This window comes from Streptomyces sp. NPDC048484, from assembly GCF_040651415.1.
Taxonomy (GTDB): domain Bacteria; phylum Actinomycetota; class Actinomycetes; order Streptomycetales; family Streptomycetaceae; genus Streptomyces.
The window spans coordinates 223333-242098 of record NZ_JBEZJY010000006.1; the positions used below are offsets into that span (position 1 = coordinate 223333).

The following is an 18766-nucleotide window of genomic DNA, read 5'->3' on the forward strand; positions in this document are numbered from 1 at the left end:
CGGTGGATCGTGCGTCACGCCACTACTTGTTCACGATCACGGCCTGGATGGTGTTGGTCGAGGAGTCGTAGATCCCGATGACCTGCTGACCGAAGGCGAAGGCCTCCTGGACCTCGTCGTGCGTCACCTGGTTCGGGTTGACCAGCGGGCGCCAGCCCTGGTTGATGTACAGGTAGAGGATCGACGGCTGGCCCGGCAGCGGGGTGACGACGTCCCAGAAGTGCTCGGCGACGCCGCTCGTCAGCGCCACGGCCTCGACGGCGCTGCGCATGATCAGTGGCTGGCCTTGCTGGCCCTGTTGCTGCTGCCCGCCGAGTTGCTGGAGCAGGTGCTGGAACGGCTGCTGCTGGCCCAGCTGCTGGAGCTGCTGCTGCAGGTGCTGAGGAACCTGGTGCTGGCCGAACCCCTGCTGCTGGCCCATGCCCTGCTGACCCATGCCCTGCTGACCGAACGGCTGCTGTTGCTGCTGGCCGAAGGGCTGCTGCTGGCCCATGCCCTGCTGGCCGAACGGCTGTTGCTGCTGCCCGTACCCCTGCTGCTGCCCGAAGCCCTGCTGCTGTCCCTGCTGCGGAGGGGCCGTGCTCGGACCCTGCTGCTGGTTCTGCTGGCCGAACCCCTGCTGGCCCTGCTGTCCTTGCTGTCCTTGCTGGCTCATCTGCGGGGTGGTGCTCATGCGGGTGCCACCTTCCCTCAATGGTTGGGCGATGGTTGGGCGGTTTCCGGTCGTTGAGTGATGGTCGGTCGCGTCAGCCGGTGACGACCAGGCCGACGATCTCGTCGTCCGAGAACCAGACCCGTACGTCGGGGCGCCCGCTCGCGAAGGCGGACTGCACCGACTGGCGGATCTCGGCGGACGGGTTGTTCAGGCTCCGCCAGCCACCGGCCACGAAGAGCCGGAGCCTGGGCGGGAGTTCACGCGGGTAGGGCACCAGTTCGTCCCAGTACCGTTCGGCCTGGCCCGAACCGACCGCCCCCGGCAGCAGATGGGCCACCGCCGCCTTGATGTCCGGCCGGCTGCCGATCCGCTGCGAGGCGGGCCGGCCCGGCGCGTCCTGCTGCGGGGAGCCCGTGGCCCGCAGCACGTTGCGTGCCTTCTCCGGGGTCATCGGTCCCTGGCCGGCCGCTTTGAGCATGCCCTGCAGCGCGGCCAGGGCGCCGACCACCACCGGGGAGGCGGAAGAGGTCCCGGAGAAGGTGTCCGTGAACCAGGCGATCTCCTCGGCGCCGCCCTGCAGATCGCCTGGCTTGTCCCAGAAGCCGCCGGTCGTGGTGACCTCGCGGCCCCAGCCCTGTGCGTCCACCCGCGCCCCGTAGTTGGAGAACGCCAGCCGCGAGCGGTCCGGGCCGTGGTCGCGGCCGTGGGTGCCGGGCGGCGGGGCGCCCGCGCCGACCAGGATCGCGCCGGAGGACTGGTTGGACGGATTGAAGGGGTTGCGCCACCAGTCGGGGAATTCGTCGGGGCGGCGCTCGTAGACCGCGTCGTCCAGGGACTCCCCGCCGTTGCCCGCGGCCTCCACCACGAGGATGCCCCTGGCGGTCGCGTACCGGATGGCCGCGAAATCGTCGGGCCACCACTCGATCGGAATGTAGCCGCGCTGGTCGTCGCGCTGCTGGAAGTCGAACCGCGGCCCCGGGCGGTGCAGTTCGATCAGGATGATGTCGCCGGCGCTGAGCCGTTCGGCCGCCGCGTGGATCGCGGCCGCCGTGCCGATGCCCTGGAAGGACGCGGCCGCGGTCACGCTGTCCGGCACGATGCCGGTGATCCCGTACTCGTTGCGGTCGCCGCCGATCACACCGATCACGGCGGTGCCGTGGTTGCGCCAGGCCAGATCCTGGATCGGGGTGCCGACGACAACCCCCGCGAGCTTCGCGGCCAGGTCTTCGTGACCCAGCTGCCAGGCCCCCTCCACGTCGATCACGGTGACGCCCTGGCCGGACCCGCCGGGCCGCTGCCAGGCCCAGTACGCGTCCACGCCCTCGGGCGCGGGGCGCAAGTAGCCCTGGCGGCTGGTGAAGTCGGGCGTGACGGGCGCGCCTTCCTTGTGCCGCCGGCTCTCGTCGGTGCTCTCTCCGACGGATCCCACGGAGGCCGGTACGGCGGCCGGTTTCACATACGCGGTGGCGATCTCCGGCAGCGCGGCGATCCGCGACCGCAGTTCCTGGGCCCGCTCCTCGCCGCCGTGCACCCGGTAGAACAGGCCGAGGTCGGGCAACGTCTCGGCGCCGTCGGCCGGAGGCGGCGCCGCCGACCGCAGCCGCTCCTCGCTGCCGAACAGCGGTTCCAGGGCGAGCTGTTCGTCGCTGAGGAACATCGTGAGCGCTGTCACGTCGGCGCCGGCCGCCGAACGGACCCCTTGGGATCCGGCGCGCAGCTGAGCCTCCGGCCGAGCGACGACGATCAGCTCCTGCTCGGCCCCCCGGTAGTTGAATCCCGCTCCGTCGGGTCCCGGCCCGGACGCTCCCGGGCCCTGCTCCGGTTGTACCTGGTCGGTCATCGCGTGCCGCTCCCTTCGGTCCGTTCAGGTACTGAAGTTGTCGGTGTCGCTGGTTGTCGGTGTCGCTGTTCACTTGTCTTTCGTCGGCGACCGTTTCGGCTTGTCTTTCGTCGGCGAACCGTTTCGGTTCTGTTTCGTCCGGTTGCGTCCTCCGGGGCACACCCTGCTCCTCCCGGGCCGACTCGTCCACCCCCGAGTTCGCCAACTGCGTTTGACAATAAGTTGAATTGGGTACCGTGCGCATTCCGTCCTGAAAGCGATGTCACGCCACAATCCGGCCAAAGACTGCGGAGACGGGTGTCATGTGATGGGGTGACAGCGTCTGTTGACCGTCGGGCCGACAGCGCGTCGGCCCCCTGTGGAAGGACGCACCGTGGTAATCGCAGACCGTTCCTTCGCACGTCGAAGACTCCTCACCACGGCCGCCGCCGTGGGCGGAACGGCACTCCTGGGCGGGACGGCACACGCGGCCGAAACGCGGAAGAAGGCCTGGCCCGACCGTTTTCCGCTGCCGGACGGCTTCCAGCCGGAGGGCATAGCCATCGGCTCGACCCCGTTCGCGTACTTCGGATCGCTGGCCAACGGCGACATCTACCGGGCGAGCCTCGCCACCGGGCGCGGCTCCGTCATCAGCGAGGGCCCCGGGCCCGGGCACCCCAGCGTGGGCTTGAAGCTCGACCGCCACGGCCGGCTGTTCGTCAGCGGCGGGGCCGGCGGTGATCTGCGTACCGTCGACGTCCGCTCGGGGAGGATCGAGAAGACGTACGCCGTCGGCGGGACGTTCGTGAACGACGTGATCCTCACTCCGGGCGCGGCCTGGTTCACCGACTCGTTCCTGCCCCGGCTCTACCGGCTCGCGCTGGACCGGCACGGGCGGCCCGGAGCCGTCACGACCGTACCGCTGAGCGGCGACTGGCAGCAGGGCACGGACTTCACCGCCAACGGCATCGAGCGCACCCCGGACGGCAGCGCGCTCCTGGTGGTGAACTGCTTCGCCGACGGCGGCACACTGATGCGGGTGGACCCGCGCACCGGAGCCGCGACCGCCGTGGAGCTCGGCGGAGCCGCACTGCCCAACGGGGACGGTCTGTTGCTTGTCGGCAGGGTCCTCTACGTCGTCCAGCAGCAGCAGAACGCCATCGACGTGTTCCGGCTGAACGCGGCCGGTACCCGGGGCAGGGCGATCGCCCGGATCACCGACCCACGCTTCCGTATCCCGACGACGGCCGCCGCGTGGGGCGACCGCCTGTACCTGCCGAACGCGCGCTTCGACGTCGAGCAGCCGGCGCCCGACACGGACTACGACGCTGTGGCGGTACCCCAGGTGTGACGTGAGGTGTGACGTGGGGTGTGACGGGAGGCCTGACGTGCGAGGGGCGGTGCGCTCGCAGCGCACCGCCCCTCCGCCCGGTCAGTCCCTCCGCCCGGTCAGTCCTCCGAGGAATCAGGGAGGTCCGAAGGGTCGGCGGAGCCCCGGGGCCGCGAAGGCCCCGACGAGCCCGACGAGTCCTCGGGAGAGCCGGAGGTTCCCCCGGCGGCGGTGGTGGTGTCCTCGTCGGTACCAGCGGTACCAGCGGTGCCAGCGGTGCCGCCGGTGTCCCCGGCCTCGCCGCCGACACCGTCCGTGCTCTCCGCGGGTTCCGGGGCCTCCGGCCGCTGCGGCTTCGGCGGCCTGGCACGGCCGCCGCCCGGGGTGTCACGGAGGTACGTGGCGGGGTCTCCGCTCTCCGTGGCGTGGCTGCCGGGCGGTGCCGCCGGACCGCCCCCGTCCCGTCTGCGCAGATAGCGCTCGAACTCGCGGGCGATCGCCTCGCCCGACGCCTCCGGCAGCTCGGCGGTGTCCCGGGCCTCCTCCAGCGACTGCACGTACTCGGCGACCTCGCTGTCCTCCGCGGCCAGCTGGTCCACGCCCACCTGCCAGGCCCGGGCGTCCTCGGGAAGCTCGCCCAGCGGGATCCGCAGGTCGATGAGGTCCTCCAGGCGGTTCAGGAGAGCCAGCGTCGCCTTCGGGTTCGGCGGCTGCGAGACATAGTGCGGCACGGCCGCCCACAGCGACACCGCGGGTACGCCCGCGTGCGTGCACGCCTCCTGGAGGATGCCGACGATGCCCGTGGGGCCCTCGTACTTGGTCTCCTCCAGATCCATCGTGCGTGCCAGGTCCGGGTCGGAGGTGACTCCGCTGACCGGCACCGGACGGGTGTGCGGGGTGTCGCCGAGCAGCGCGCCGAGGATCACCACCAGCTCCACGCCCAGCTCATGGGCGAAGCCGAGCAGTTCGTTGCAGAAGGAGCGCCAGCGCATCGACGGTTCGATGCCCCGCACCAGCACCAGGTCACGCGGCTTCTCGCCGCCGACCCGGACCACCGACAACCTTGTCGTCGGCCAGGTGATCTTGCGTACACCGCCGTCCAGCCACACGGTGGGGCGGTTCACCTGGAAGTCGTAGTAGTCCTCGGCGTCCAGCGCCGCGAACACCTCGCCCTTCCATTCACTGTCCAGATGCGCGACCGCGGTGGAGGCGGCGTCGCCGGCGTCGTTCCAGCCCTCGAACGCGGCCACCATGACGGGGTCGACCAGCTCGGGAACCCCCTCGAGCTCGATCACCCGGCGCCTCCTTCCGATGTGCCCCTCGCGTACGCCCCAACCTTACGGCTTGCGCGCAGGGCATCTGCCGCCCCCTTGTGTGGGGGAGTGACCGGATCACTGCCCCGTTCCCCGCCTCCGAACACCCTCACAGCGTCGAGCGCAGCCACTGCTCCACGCTCGCGATGTGCACGGTCGCCCAGGAGCGGGCCGCCTCCGCGTCCCGGTCGCGCAGGGCGCCGAGGATCGCGCGGTGCTCGTGCAGTGTGCGGCTGACCGCGTCCTCCTGGGTCAGGCCCCGCCAGATACGGGCGCGGGTCGTGGGTCCGGAGAGGCCGTCGAGGAGGGAGCAGAGCACCGAGTTCCCGGAGCTCTGCACGATGCCCCGGTGGAACTCCAGGTCGCAGGCGACGAGTTCCTCCACCGAGGGCCCGTCGCCCAGAACGTCCAACTGGGCTGCCAGCGCGTCCAGTTGCTGTTCGCTGATCCGCAGCGCCGCCATCGCCGTCGCGGCCGGTTCCAGGATGCGGCGTACCGCGAGGAACTCCAGGACCGTGTCGTCGCGGTGGAAGTCGACGACGAAGCTCAGCGCCTCCAGCAGGAGCTGCGGGTCCAGACTCGTGACGTACGTGCCGTCGCCCTGCCGCACGTCCAGGATGCGGATCAGGGACAGCGCGCGTACCGCCTCGCGCAGGGAGTTGCGGGACAGGCCCAGGTCGGCGGCGAGCTCGCTCTCCTTCGGAAGCCGGTCGCCGGGGCGCAGCGCGCCGGAGACGATCATTCCCTTGATCTTCTCGATCGCCTCATCGGTGACTGCCATGGCGGGCCTCCCTGTCACTCAGGCTGTCGCTCAGACACCCGATGTCTTGCACCTGTCTTACATCCGATGTCTGATTATGCGGCCTCGGCCGCCGATGAGGGGCCTCACCCGACGAGGGCCCCGTCCCGCGGCGATCACACGAGATCGGACCGTGACACGAGAGCGGCCAGCTCCGCAAGCGCGGCGCCCTCGTCGAGCGTGGTGAGCGTACGGTCGCGCATCAGGAGGCGGCCGTCGACGAGCGTGTCCCGTACGTCCTCGGCCCGGGCGGCGTACGCGAGCGTCGACCAGAGGTCGTGGCGGGGCGCCAGATGGGCACCGCTCAGGTCCAGGACGATCAGGTCGGCCCGCTTGCCCGCCTCCAGCGAACCCAGTTGGGCGTCGAGGCCCAGTGCCCGGGCGCCCTCGATCGTCGCCATGCGTACCGCCTGCTCGGCGCCGACCGCGGTGGGGTCCCCGCCGGCCTTGTGCACCAGGGCCGCGAGACCCAGCGAGCGCAGTACGTCCAGCGTGTTGGAGCTGACCGCGCCGTCCGTGCCGAGGCCGACCGTCACGCCCGCGCTCAGCATCCGCGGCACGGGGGCGATGCCGCAGCCCAGCTTGAGGTTCGACACCGGACAGTGGGCGACCGAGGTGCCGGTACGGGCCAGTGCCGCGATCTCGGAGCCCGTCAGGTCCACGGCGTGGGCCAGCAGCAGATCGGGGCCGAGCAGCCCGAGCGAGTCGAGCAGTTCGACCGGCCGCTTGCCGTAGAGCACCTCGACGGTGGCGACCTCGGTGGCGTTCTCCGCCGCGTGGATGTGCAGCAGCGCGTCGAACTCCCTTGCCAGGTCCGCGATCTCGGTCAGCTGTTCGGGGGAGAGGGTGTACGCGGAGTGCGCGAACAGCACGGGGCGCATGCCGGGCCGCCGCGCACGGCCGGCCAGATCGCGGCGGGCCCACTCCATTCGGTCCTCGTACGCCATGCCGTCGGGCGGGCCCGGTACGTCCATGAAGGTCGGCCCCGTGTGCAACCGCCAGCCCGCCTCCCGCGCGACCCGCTCGGCCGCCTCGTGGAACCAGTACATGTCGAGCGCCGAGGTCACCCCGGCCCGTACGCTCTCCGCGATCGCGACCCGGATCGCCGTGGCGACGTTGTCCGCGGACAACAGCTCGCTCTCCCAGCGCAGTACGCGCTCCAGGAAGCCCTGCAGCGTCACGTCGTCGGCGCGACCGCGCAGCAGCGTCATCGCCAGATGGGTGTGCGCGTTGACCAGGCCGGGGAGCACCAGGCAGCCGGTCGCGTCGAGGGTGTCGGCCGCCGCGTACCGCGCGCGCAGTTCCCCGGCCGGCCCGACCTCGACGATCTCGCCGTCGCGGACGGCCACGGCTCCGTCGTGCACGACCGTGCCGGCCTCGTCGACGGTGAGGACGTCACCGCCGTGGATCAACAGGTCGGCGCCGGCGTCGGCGTCGGCGCCGATGGTGGCGGGGCGTGGGGAGGGGACGGTCACAGCGCGCGCTCCTCGGCCTCGGCCAGCAGGCGCAGGGACTCCAGCGTGACCACCGCGCCGCGCTCCACGCCGGCCGCGACGATCTCACGGTGCGGGTTGTAGCCGCCGGTGCCGGCCTCGTCGACCAGCTCGTCCGCGTTCGCGCCGTCGATCACGAGCACACCGCCCGCGGTCAGCCCACGCAGCGAGGCCGTCACATACAGCGCGGACAACTCCATCTCGATGGCCGCGAGCCCCGCCCCGTCGTACGAGAACAGCGGTATCAGCCCCGGCTGGAACGCGGCCCGCGTCCACACGAGACCCCGGTGGTGCGGTGCGCCCTGCTCACGCGCCGCCAGCTGGAGCGCGAGCACCACCTCGGGCGTGGCCACCGCCGGATACTCGGGCGGCAACAGCTGCTGGGTCACACCGTCGTCGCGTACCGCCGCCTCCGCGATGACGAGGTCGCCGTCCTGGATCCCGGGCCGCATCGCACCCGCCGTACCGAACCGCAGGAAGGTGCTCACGCCCGCGTCCGCCAGTTCCTGGAAGAGCAGGATCGCACCCGGCGCGCCGACCCCGTGGGAGGCGACGACCACCGGCAGACCCTTCCACGTCCCGGTGAACGCACGGTACTCACGGTGGTACGACACCTCCTCGGCGCCGTCGAGCAGCGCGGCGACGACCGCGGCGCGCGCGGGATCCCCGACGACGACGGCGCGCGGAGGCAACCCGGTGCGGGGTATACGCGTGATGGGGGCCAGGTCCTGGTCCTGTGTCATGAGGCGACTCCAGTCGTACGGGCATTGCGGCGGCGGCGCTGGGCCGTGCTGAGGAAGAGGGCGACGAGCGTGACGACGTACGGCGCGGCGTCGGTCGCCTGCTGCGGCATACCGAGGCCCTGCAGCCGGAAGCCCGCGGCCTCGGCAAGGCCGAAGAGTAGCGCGGCGAGCAGCACACCGAGCGGCAGGAGCATGTCGACCGCGCCGACCCTGCCGCTCTCGCTGAGCAGTCCGGCCTCGGCGCCCGCCAGGTAGACGCCCTCGTGCTCAACCATTGAGAAGCTGTGCCGAAGGCTGCTGGGCGAGGGGCATAGGCATAGGCCGAAGGGCGGCTGCCCCCGTGGCAGCCGCCCTTCGCCCTACGCCGTGTCCCCGCCGCTCGTCACTTCTTGTCGAGCAGGTCCTGCACCTTGCCCCGCACCTCGTCGTCCGCGAGCCCGCGGATCGTCAGGGTCGTCCGGCGGCGCAGCACGTCGTCCGCCGTCTCGGCCCATTCGTTGTCACGGGCGTACACGACCTGCGCCCAGATCTCGGGAGCGTCCTCGTGCACACGCCCGGCCAGCTCCGGGTTGTCGTTCGCGAGCCGGGCGATGTCGAAGGCCAGCGAACCGTAGTGCGTCGCCAGGTGCCTGGCGGTGTCGGCGGCCATCCGCGGACCCTGCGCCGGAGAGTCGACCAGAAGCCGGTGCGCGACCGCGCGCGGGTTGGCGACACCCGGCAGCGGCAGCTTCTTCGGCAGCGCGGAGACCGGCTCGAAGTCCTCGCCGAGCGGACGGCCCGGCAGCGACTCCAGCTGCTTCATGACGGTCCGGCCGATGTGGCGGAAGGTCGTCCACTTGCCGCCCGCGACGGACAGCATGCCGCCACGGCCCTCGGTGACGACCGTCTCCCGCTTGGCCTTCGACGTGGCGCCGGGGCCGCCCGGCAGCACGCGCAGTCCGGCGAAGGAGTACGTGATCAGATCACGGGTCAGCTGCTTGTCCCGGATGGAGAACGCGGCCTCGTCCAGTATCTGGGCGGTGTCCTTCTCGGTGACCGAGACGTCCGCCGGGTCGCCCTCGTACTCCTCGTCGGTCGTGCCGAGCAGCAGCATGTCCTCCCAGGGGAGGGCGAAGGTGATGCGGTACTTGTCGATCGGCGTGGCCAGCGCGGCCTTCCACGGAGAGGTGCGCTTGAGGACCAGGTGCGCGCCCTTCGACAGCCGGATGGACGGCGCCGCGTTCTCGTCCTCCATCTTCCGCAGGTGGTCGACCCACGGGCCGGTCGCGTTCAGCACCAGGCGCGCCGACACACCGAACTCGTCACCGGAGAGCGTGTCCTTCAGCTCCGCGCCGGTCACCCGGCCCCGGGTGAAGCGCAGACCGGTGACCGCGGCGTGGTTGAGCACGGTGGCACCCGACTCGGCGGCCGCACGGACCGTCATCAGCGCCATCCGGGAGTCGTTCATCTGGTCGTCGCCGTACACGGCCACGGCCTTGAGGTTGTCCGTACGCAGCTCGGGGACATCCTGCGCGGCCTTCGACGGTGAGAGCAGATGGCCGACGCCGTCACCGAAGGCCGACAGGGCCGAGTACGCGAAGACACCCGCGCCCAGCTTCGCCGCGCCGTGCGGCCCGCCCTTGTACACGGGGAGGTAGAACGTGAGCGGATTCGCCAGGTGGGGGGCCACCTGGCGGGAGACCGCACGGCGCTCGAAGTGGTTCTCCGCCACCAGCTTCACCGCGCCGGTCTGCAGGTAGCGCAGACCGCCGTGGAGCAGCTTGGAGGAGGCGGAGGAGGTCGCGCCGGCGAAGTCGCCGGCGTCGACCAGGGCCACCCGCAGGCCCGACTGTGCGGCATGCCAGGCGGTGGAGATGCCCAGGATCCCGCCACCGATCACCAGGAGGTCGTATGTCGCCTTGGACAACTGTTCCCGGGTCTCGGCGCGGCCCACTGCCTTCACGTTGAACGCGGCGGAGCCGTTGGCCGGGTGCGTCCCAAGAGCCGGGACACTCTGCAGGGTGGTCATTGCGAATTACTCCTAGTCGGTCTTCGACGTCAGTCTTCGTCTTCGATCCAGCCCATGGTCCGCTCGACGGCCTTGAGCCAGCTCTTGTACTCACGGTCACGGGTCTCCGCGGCCATGTTCGGGGTCCATTCCGCGGCCCGGCGCCAGTTGGCGCGCAGGTCTTCGGTGTTGGTCCAGAAGCCGACGGCGAGACCGGCGGCGTAGGCGGCGCCGAGGCAGGTGGTCTCGGCGACCATCGGGCGCACCACAGGGGCGTCCAGGACGTCGGCCAGGGTCTGCATCAGCAGGTTGTTGGAGGTCATGCCGCCGTCGACCTTGAGGGCCGTGAGCTCGACGCCGGAGTCCTTCGTCATGGCGTCGCTGATCTCACGGGTCTGCCAGGCCGTGGCCTCCAGGACGGCGCGCGCGATGTGGGCCTTGGTGACGTACCGGGTCAGGCCGGTGATCACACCGCGGGCGTCGGGGCGCCAGTACGGGGCGAACAGACCGGAGAAGGCCGGCACGAAGTACGCGCCGCCGTTGTCCTCGACCGACAGCGCGAGCGTCTCGATCTCCGCGGCGGACTTGATCAGGCCCATCTGGTCGCGCATCCACTGGACGAGCGACCCGGTGACAGCGATGGAGCCTTCGAGCGCGTAGACCGGCTTCTGGTCGCCGATCTGGTACCCGACTGTGGTCAGCAGTCCGCTGTAGGAGTTGATGAGCTTGTCACCGGTGTTCATCAGCATGAACGTGCCGGTGCCGTACGTGGACTTCGCCTCGCCCTCGGCGAAACAGGTCTGGCCGAAGAGGGCCGCCTGCTGGTCGCCGAGCGCGGAGGCGACCGGGATGCCACCGAGCAGGTCGCCCAGCTTGCCGCCGGTGATCTCGCCGTACACCTCGGCGGAGGAGCGGATCTCGGGCAGCATCGCCATCGGGACACCGATGGACTCGGCGATCGACTCGTCCCACTGCATGGTGTGCAGGTTCATCAGCATCGTGCGGGAGGCGTTGGTGACGTCGGTGACATGCCTGCCGCCGTCCACACCGCCCGTCAGGTTCCAGATGACCCAGCTGTCCATCGTGCCGAAGAGGATGTCGCCGGCCTCGGCGCGCTCGCGAAGACCCTCGACGTTGTCAAGGAGCCAGCGGGCCTTGGGCCCCGCGAAGTACGACGCGAGGGGCAGGCCGGTCTGGCGGCGGAAGCGGTCCTGACCGACGTTGCGGCCCAGCTCCTTGCAGAGCGCGTCGGTGCGGGTGTCCTGCCAGACGAGGGCGTTGTGGACGGGCTCACCGGTGTTCTTGTCCCACAGCAGCGTCGTCTCGCGCTGGTTGGTGATGCCGATGGCCTTGATGTCGTCGCGGGTGATGCCGGCCTTCTCGATGGCCGAGGCGACGACCTCCTCGACGTTGGTCCAGATCTCGGTGGCGTCGTGCTCGACCCAGCCCGGCTTCGGGAAGATCTGCTCGTGCTCCTTCTGGTCGACGGAGACGATCCGGCCGTCCCGGTCGAAGACGATGCAGCGGCTGGAGGTGGTGCCCTGGTCGATGGCGGCGATGAACGGCCCTGCGCCGTGGGAATGCGTGGCGGCGGTGTGCGCGTCGGTCACGGTGTGCTCCTGAAAGTCCGTGGATAAGGGGCTGGCTTACGGCGTATTGCTTTCGGCTCGGGGCCGACGCCCGTCCCGTACCGGAGGACGTCGGCCCCGAGCAGACATGCGGCTCTAAGCAAAAGCGACGTTGTAGAGGCCTGCGGCGGCCGCTCCGCCGATCAGCGGCCCCACGACCGGGACCCAGGCGTAGGCCCAGTCCGAACCGCCCTTGTTGGGCAGGGGCAGCAGGGCGTGCACGATGCGCGGGCCGAGGTCACGGACCGGGTTGATCGCGTACCCCGTCGGACCACCGAGCGAGAGACCGATGCTGACGACCACGAAGGCGGTGATCAGCGCGCCCAGGGTGCCGAGACCCTTGCCGCTGTCGTTGAGCCCCTGTGTGAGGACCGCGAGCACCAGCACGGCCGTGCCGATGATCTCCGTGGCGACGTTCTGCCACGCGACCCGGACCTCCGGGCCGGTGGAGAAGACGCCGAGCACCGGGCCGGCCTTGGCCTCCCGCGCCTCCACGGACTTGATGTCCTGCGTACCGGGACCGCCCACGATCTCGCGGTCGGTGAGGTGCGCGAGGAACTGTCCGTAGTACGCGATCCACACGAGCACGGCGCCGATCATGGCGCCGAGGAGCTGGCCCGACCAATAGGTCAGGACGTTGCTCCAGTCGTCGTCCTTGATCGCGATGCCGAGGGTGACAGCCGGGTTCAGATGGGCACCGGACAGAGGCGCCGAGATGTACACGGCGGTCATCACCGCGAAGCCCCACCCGAAGGTGATGGCGAGCCACCCGGCGTTGCGTGCCTTGGAGGCTTTCAGCGTGACGGCGGCGCACACGCCACCGCCGAGCAGGATGAGAATGGCGGTACCGATGGTCTCGCCGATGAAGATGTCGGAGCTGGACACCCGCGACTCCTTTGTCCTTCGTCCAGGGAAAGGCGAACACCGGGTCCCTCCGGTGGTCCGCGACCTCAGGTGAGGTAGTTGTCGGTCCTGGCCTTGTCACACTCTAACGCGTATTGCCGGTAGGTGTTCGACAATGCCGACCGATGGACGCGAGTCTCGCTCTGTCAATACCACCTCGTCAAGGCCCCTGATATCGAAAACACGATCGTTATTGATTGCTGTGGCCTATCGATCTTCGAGGCGGCCGTACACCGCGTGCGAGCAGGCACGTTCTGTGGCCGCCACGGCATGGAGAAGGCCGGTACGTCGATGACGTACCGGCCTTCTTCCCACGATCCGCGGAGCGGACTCAGAACCGCCCGGCGCCCAGGTCCCTGGACACCGCGCGGGCGCAGTCGCGGACGGCGGCGATCAACTCGGGGCGCAGCTCGCCGTCCTTGCAGACGCGCTCCACCGCCCCCGCGACCCCCACCGCGCCGACGGGCATCCGCCGCTGGTTGTGGACGGGCGCGGCCACCGAGGCCACTCCTGTCCAGGTCTCCTCGACGTCGGCGGCGTACCCCCGCGCCCGCGTGAGGTCGAGGACGCCCTCGAACGACTCGGGAGCGCTTATGGTGCGCGCCGTGAACTCCTTGCGCTCGGCCTCCAGGGCCTCGCTGTGCGCCACCGGGTCGTAGGCCGAAAGGACCTTGCCCAGCGCCGTGGAGTGCAGGGGCTGCATGGCCCCGACCTCCAGCACCTGCCGGCTGTCGTCGGGTCTGAACACGTGGTGCACGATCAGCACGCCCTGCTGGTGCAGCACCCCCAGGTAGACGCTCTCACCGCTGGAGCGGGCCAGGTCGTCGGTCCACACCAGGGCGCGCGCCCGCAGTTCGTGCACATCGAGATAGGTCGTGCCGAGGCGCAGCAGTTCGGCGCCCAGTTGGTAGCGCCCGGAGGCCCCGTCCTGCTCGACGAACCCCTCCTGCTGGAGCGTGCGCAGAATCCCGTGGGCCGTGCCCTTGGCCAGGCCCAGCGACGAGGCGATGTCCGACAGGCCGAGCCGTCGTTCCCCGCCCGCGAGCAGCCGCAGCATCGCGGCCGCCCGTTCGAGCGACTGGATGTTCCGTGCCATCGACGTCCCGCCCTCCGTCCCCTTGGACCGTCGGTCGGCGCTTCGCTGCCACCGTTCGGCAATGTCGAACATTACCGCTCGCTGTCGACCTCCCGCTAATGGGTGGCCGTGATGAGTTGAGTACGCATCCCGACCGTCACCGGGTACGGATCGCCCGTCCGCCCCGTGGACGCTCCTGACCCTTCGGCGTCGCCGCGGGCTACCCTGACGGGGTGCGCCTTCCATGAGAAGGGCAAAGCCGACAGCCGTCGCACCCCAGGGAGCATCTTCCATGGCCTCGTTGCCGAACCCGTCCCTTCCGTCCGAGCCCGGCCACAGCCGCGCCCGAACCGACGCCCTCCGCGAGGCGCTCGCCACCCGGGTGGTGGTGGCCGACGGCGCGATGGGCACGATGCTCCAGGCACAGGATCCAACCCTTGAGGACTTCGAGAACCTCGAGGGCTGCAACGAGATCCTGAACCTCACGCGCCCCGACATCGTGCGCTCCGTCCACGAGGAGTACTTCGCCGTCGGCGTCGACTGCGTCGAGACCAACACCTTCGGCTCGAACCACTCAGCGGCGAACGAGTACGAGATCGCCGACCGGATCTTCGAGCTGTCCGAGGCGGGCGCCCGTATCGCCCGGGAGGTCGCCGACGAGTTCGGCGCCAAGGACGGTCGCCAGCGCTGGGTCCTCGGCTCGATCGGCCCGGGCACCAAGCTGCCGTCGCTCGGCCACATCGCGTACGACGTACTGCGTGACGGCTACCAGCAGAACGCCGAGGGCCTGCTCGCCGGTGGCGCGGACGCCCTGATCGTGGAGACCACGCAGGACCTGCTCCAGACCAAGTCCAGTCTGATCGGCGCGCGCCGTGCGATGGACGCACTGGGCGTCGATGTGCCGCTGATCTGCTCGCTCGCCTTCGAGACCACGGGCGTCATGCTGCTCGGCTCGGAGATCGGTGCGGCACTGACCGCCCTGGAGCCGCTCGGTATCGACCTGATCGGCCTGAACTGCTCGACAGGCCCGGCCGAGATGAGTGAGCATCTGCGCTATCTGGCCCGCCACTCGCGTACGCCGCTGATGTGTATGCCGAACGCGGGCTTGCCCGTGCTGACCAAGGACGGCGCGTACTTCCCGCTGACGCCGCCCGAACTGGCCGACGCGCAGGAGAACTTCGTACGCGACTACGGTCTCTCACTGGTCGGCGGCTGCTGCGGCTCGACGCCGGAGCACCTGCGTCAGGTCGTCGAGCGCGTACGGGAGCTGACTCCGGCCGAGCGCGACCCGAGCCCCGAGCCCGGCGCCGCCTCGCTCTACCAGACCGTGTCGTTCCGCCAGGACACCGCGTACATGGCGATCGGCGAGCGCACCAACGCCAACGGTTCGAGGAAGTTCCGTGACGCCATGCTGGAGGCCCGCTGGGACGACTGTGTGGAGATGGTCCGCGACCAGATCCGCGAGGGCGCGCACATGCTCGACCTGTGCGTCGACTACGTGGGCCGCGACGGCGTGGCCGACATGCAGGAGCTGGCCGGGCGCTTCGCGACGGCTTCCACGCTGCCGATCGTCCTCGACTCCACCGAGGTCCCGGTGATCCGTGCCGGCCTGGAGAAGCTCGGCGGGCGCGCGGTCATCAACTCCGTCAACTACGAGGACGGCGACGGCCCCGAGTCACGGTTCGCGAAGGTCACCCAGCTCGCGCAGGAGCACGGCGCCGCGCTGATCGCCCTGACCATCGACGAGGAGGGCCAGGCCCGCACCCCCGAGCACAAGGTGGCGATCGCCGAGCGGCTCATCGACGACCTCACCGGCAACTGGGGCATCCACGAGTCGGACATCCTCATCGACACTCTGACCTTCACCATCTGCACCGGCCAGGAGGAGTCCCGGGGCGACGGCATCGCCACCATCGAGGCGATCCGCCGGCTCAAGGCCCGCCGCCCGGGCGTGCAGACCACGCTCGGCCTGTCGAACATCTCCTTCGGCCTCAACCCGGCGGCGCGCGTCCTGCTCAACTCGGTCTTCCTGGACGAGTGCGTGAAGGCGGGCCTCGACTCGGCGATCGTGCACGCCTCGAAGATCCTGCCGATCGCCCGCTTCACCGAGGAGGAGGTCACCACCGCCCTCGACCTCATCCACGACCGCCGCCGCGAGGGCTACGACCCGCTGCAGAAGCTGATGGCCCTCTTCGAGGGCGCCACCACCAAGTCCCGCAAGGCCGGCCGCGCCGAGGAGCTGGCGGCCCTGCCGCTGGACGAGAGGCTCAAGCGGCGCATCATCGACGGCGAGAAGAACGGCCTCGAACAGGACCTGGAGGACGCCCTCCAGGAGCGCTCGGCCCTCGACATCGTCAACGAGACACTGCTGGACGGCATGAAGGTCGTCGGTGAACTGTTCGGCTCCGGTCAGATGCAGCTGCCGTTCGTGCTCCAGTCCGCCGAGGTCATGAAGACCGCGGTGGCCCAGCTGGAACCGCACATGGAGAAGACCGACGACGAGGGCAAGGGCACCATCGTGCTGGCCACCGTGCGCGGTGACGTGCACGACATCGGCAAGAACCTCGTCGACATCATCCTGTCCAACAACGGCTACACCGTGGTCAACCTCGGTATCAAGCAGCCCGTCTCCGCGATCCTGGAAGCCGCCAAGGAACACCGGGCGGACGTCATCGGCATGTCCGGACTGCTGGTCAAGTCCACGGTGATCATGAAGGAGAACCTGCAGGAGCTCAACCAGCGCAAGATGGCCGCCGACTACCCGGTGATCCTCGGCGGTGCCGCCCTGACCCGGGCATACGTCGAGCAGGACCTGCACGAGATCTACGAGGGCGAGGTCCGCTACGCCCGCGACGCGTTCGAGGGCCTGCGCCTGATGGACGCGCTGATCGGGGTCAAGCGGGGCGTGCCCGGCGCGACCCTGCCCGAGCTGAAGCAGCGCCGGGTCAAGGCCGTCGACCGGGCCGTCGTCGAGGAGCGCCCCGAAGAGGGCGCCGCCCGCTCCGACGTCTCGATTGACAACCCCGTCCCCGAGCCGCCGTTCTGGGGCACCCGCGTCATCAAGGGCATCCAGCTCAAGGAGTACGCGTCCTGGCTCGACGAGGGCGCGCTCTTCAAGGGCCAGTGGGGCCTCAAGCAGGCGCGCACGGGCGACGGGCCGACGTACGAGGAGCTGGTGGAGACCGAGGGCAGGCCGCGGCTGCGCGGCCTCCTGGACCAGCTGCAGACCGGCAACCTGCTGGAGGCGGCCGTCGTCTACGGCTACTTCCCCTGTGTGTCCAAGGACGACGACCTGATCCTCCTGGACGAGCAGGGCAACGAACGCACCCGCTTCACCTTCCCGCGTCAGCGCCGCGGCCGCCGGCTGTGCCTGGCCGACTTCTTCCGCCCGGAGGAGTCCGGCGAGCCGGACGTCGTCGGCCTCCAGGTCGTCACCGTCGGCTCCCGGATCGGCGAGGAGACGGCGAAGCTCTTCGAGGCGAACTCCTACCGGGACTACCTGGAACTGCACGGCCTGTCCGTCCAGCTGGCGGAGGCCCTCGCCGAGTACTGGCACGCGCGCGTGCGCTCCGAACTCGGCTTCGCCGGCGAGGACCCGGCCGGCGTCGAAGACATGTTCGCGCTCAAGTACCGCGGCGCCCGCTTCTCCCTCGGCTACGGCGCCTGCCCGGACCTGGAGGACCGCGCCAAGATCGCCCGACTCCTGGAGCCCGAGCGCATCGGCGTCCACCTCTCCGAGGAGTTCCAGCTCCACCCGGAACAGTCCACGGACGCGATCGTCATCCACCACCCGGAGGCAAAGTACTTCAACGCCCGCTGAGAGCCGGACACGGGCTCTGAGGGCGGGGCGCCGCTCAACCGCGCCCGCCCCGTCCCAAGACCCGCCCCGTCCCAAGAGGCGCCGGTTCGCCCGGCGACGTACACTGGTCGGTCCAGTGCAGGCCGGTCCCCTCAAGGGGGCCGGCCTTCTCGTCCCTAAACGGAGGTGCGCCTATGACCAGTACGGTCCCCGCGGAAGGTACCCGTATGGCCGAGGGCTCCGCCCTCCAGGCCGTCCTCCTCGACATGGACGGCACTCTGGTGGACACGGAGGGCTTCTGGTGGGACGCCGAGGTCGAGGTGTTCTCCCGGCTCGGCCACAGACTGGACGACTCCTGGCGCCACGTGGTGGTCGGCGGCCCCATGACCCGCAGCGCCGGCTTCCTCATCGAGGCCACCGGCGCCAAGATCACTCTCTCCGAACTCACGGTGCTGCTGAACGACGGGTTCGAGGAGCTCATCGGCCGGGCTCTGCCGTTGATGCCGGGCGCCGCGGGACTCCTGGCCGAGCTCGCCGCGCACCGCGTCCCCACGGCGCTGGTCTCCGCCTCGCACCGCCGCATCATCGACCGCGTTCTGGTCTCGCTCGGTGCCCAGAACTTCGCCCTGACCGTCGCGGGCGACGAGGTGGAGCGCACCAAGCCCTTCCCCGATCCGTATCTGCTCGCGGCCGCCGGGCTGGGGGCGGATCCGGCCAGATGCGCGGTGATCGAGGACACCATGACAGGCGTGGCCGCCGCCGAGGCCGCGGGCTGCCGCGTCGTGGCCGTGCCCTCGGTGGCTCCGATCGCCCAGGCCGCCGGACGGACCGTCGTGACCTCCCTCGAACACGTCGACCTGCCTTTTCTACGAGGCCTGATGACGGAAAAGCGCTAATCGTTCACCCACGGTGTGCGAGTGAATCCGAAAACCCACGTGGCCGATACACCGGATTAAATGGGCCGTCGCCCGCGTGCTGCGGATGGCCGAATTCCGGTACTTTCCAACACAGTTGAGGGTGTGATGTTCGCCACTCCCGGAGGGGTCGACAGGGGGTTCCCGGTGTGACTGGCAAGCCTTTCCGGGGGTGTTGGACGTGCCCTTGTGTCCTGATACGTGGAACGCTGTACGAATCCTTCCACTCTCGGGTTTTCGGTGTGTCCGCAACCGGTTTCGCAGCGTGATGGGAACTCAACTTCGGTACTTGCGAACGGTCCTGCCCG

Annotated in this window: 14 protein-coding genes and 1 pseudogene; 4 read left to right on the forward strand and 11 right to left on the reverse strand. The window is 70.1% G+C overall.

The features are described 5' to 3' along the window. Window positions 1–22 precede the first annotated feature (22 nt). Window positions 23–271, reverse strand: a complete 249-nt coding sequence (locus AB0D14_RS08535) for a hypothetical protein (RefSeq protein ID WP_362776103.1) — start codon at window positions 269–271, stop codon at window positions 23–25. A 15-nt stretch (window positions 272–286) separates the two neighbouring features. Between AB0D14_RS08535 and AB0D14_RS08540 the strand changes: the two genes are divergently transcribed. Next, window positions 287–730 (forward strand): hypothetical protein, encoded by a 444-nt coding sequence (locus tag AB0D14_RS08540; protein ID WP_362776105.1) that lies wholly within the window; start codon window positions 287–289, stop codon window positions 728–730. Window positions 731–746: 16 nt separating this feature from the next. On the opposite strand, the gene AB0D14_RS08545 is transcribed toward AB0D14_RS08540, so the two are convergent. Beyond that, window positions 747–2495: a S8 family peptidase gene (locus AB0D14_RS08545; RefSeq protein ID WP_362776107.1), complete on the reverse strand. Its 1749-nt coding sequence runs from the start codon at window positions 2493–2495 to the stop codon at window positions 747–749. A gap of 373 nt (window positions 2496–2868) precedes the next feature. On the opposite strand from AB0D14_RS08545, the gene AB0D14_RS08550 reads away from it, so the two are divergent. After that, window positions 2869–3825 carry a superoxide dismutase gene (locus AB0D14_RS08550; RefSeq protein ID WP_362776109.1) on the forward strand — a complete coding sequence of 319 codons (957 nt, stop codon included), beginning with the start codon at window positions 2869–2871 and terminating at the stop codon, window positions 3823–3825. 98 nt (window positions 3826–3923) lie between these two features. Here the strand turns inward: AB0D14_RS08550 and AB0D14_RS08555 are convergent, their stop codons facing one another. From AB0D14_RS08555 to AB0D14_RS08595, 9 genes and pseudogenes are all read right to left on the reverse strand, one after another. Beyond that, on the reverse strand, window positions 3924–5099 hold the full coding sequence (locus AB0D14_RS08555; RefSeq protein WP_362776111.1) for a PAC2 family protein: 1176 nt from the start codon (window positions 5097–5099) through the stop codon (window positions 3924–3926). A 127-nt stretch (window positions 5100–5226) separates the two neighbouring features. Next, entirely contained in the window at window positions 5227–5898 is a 672-nt protein-coding gene (locus AB0D14_RS08560) for a FadR/GntR family transcriptional regulator (RefSeq protein WP_362776113.1), read from the reverse strand. A 134-nt stretch (window positions 5899–6032) separates the two neighbouring features. Continuing rightward, the gene (locus tag AB0D14_RS08565) at window positions 6033–7391 is read right to left on the reverse strand and encodes an amidohydrolase (RefSeq protein ID WP_362776114.1); all 1359 of its coding nucleotides are present in this window, start codon (window positions 7389–7391) and stop codon (window positions 6033–6035) included. Next, entirely contained in the window at window positions 7388–8152 is a 765-nt protein-coding gene (locus AB0D14_RS08570) for a nucleoside phosphorylase (protein WP_362776116.1), read from the reverse strand. Before AB0D14_RS08570 ends, AB0D14_RS08565 begins: the two co-directional genes overlap by 4 nt. Beyond that, window positions 8149–8337 (reverse strand): annotated as a pseudogene (locus tag AB0D14_RS08575) (ABC transporter permease); the annotation flags it as partial. The gene AB0D14_RS08570 and the pseudogene AB0D14_RS08575, both read right to left, overlap by 4 nt. Window positions 8338–8534: 197 nt before the next feature. Next, on the reverse strand, window positions 8535–10160 hold the full coding sequence (locus AB0D14_RS08580; protein WP_362776118.1) for a glycerol-3-phosphate dehydrogenase/oxidase: 1626 nt from the start codon (window positions 10158–10160) through the stop codon (window positions 8535–8537). A gap of 29 nt (window positions 10161–10189) precedes the next feature. Continuing rightward, window positions 10190–11749 (reverse strand): glycerol kinase GlpK, encoded by a 1560-nt coding sequence (gene glpK / locus AB0D14_RS08585; protein ID WP_362776119.1) that lies wholly within the window; start codon window positions 11747–11749, stop codon window positions 10190–10192. Between the two features lie 114 nt (window positions 11750–11863). After that, window positions 11864–12652 (reverse strand): MIP/aquaporin family protein, encoded by a 789-nt coding sequence (locus AB0D14_RS08590; RefSeq protein ID WP_362776120.1) that lies wholly within the window; start codon window positions 12650–12652, stop codon window positions 11864–11866. 349 nt (window positions 12653–13001) lie between these two features. Continuing rightward, entirely contained in the window at window positions 13002–13766 is a 765-nt protein-coding gene (locus AB0D14_RS08595; RefSeq protein ID WP_362776122.1) for an IclR family transcriptional regulator, read from the reverse strand. A 271-nt stretch (window positions 13767–14037) separates the two neighbouring features. Here AB0D14_RS08595 and metH point away from each other — a divergent pair, with 271 nt between their 5' ends. Next, window positions 14038–17565 (forward strand): methionine synthase, encoded by a 3528-nt coding sequence (gene metH, locus AB0D14_RS08600; protein WP_362776123.1) that lies wholly within the window; start codon window positions 14038–14040, stop codon window positions 17563–17565. 173 nt (window positions 17566–17738) lie between these two features. Further along, a complete protein-coding gene (locus AB0D14_RS08605; RefSeq protein WP_362776125.1) occupies window positions 17739–18440 on the forward strand; it encodes an HAD family phosphatase in 702 nt (233 codons plus the stop codon). Window positions 18441–18766: the final 326 nt, after the last annotated feature.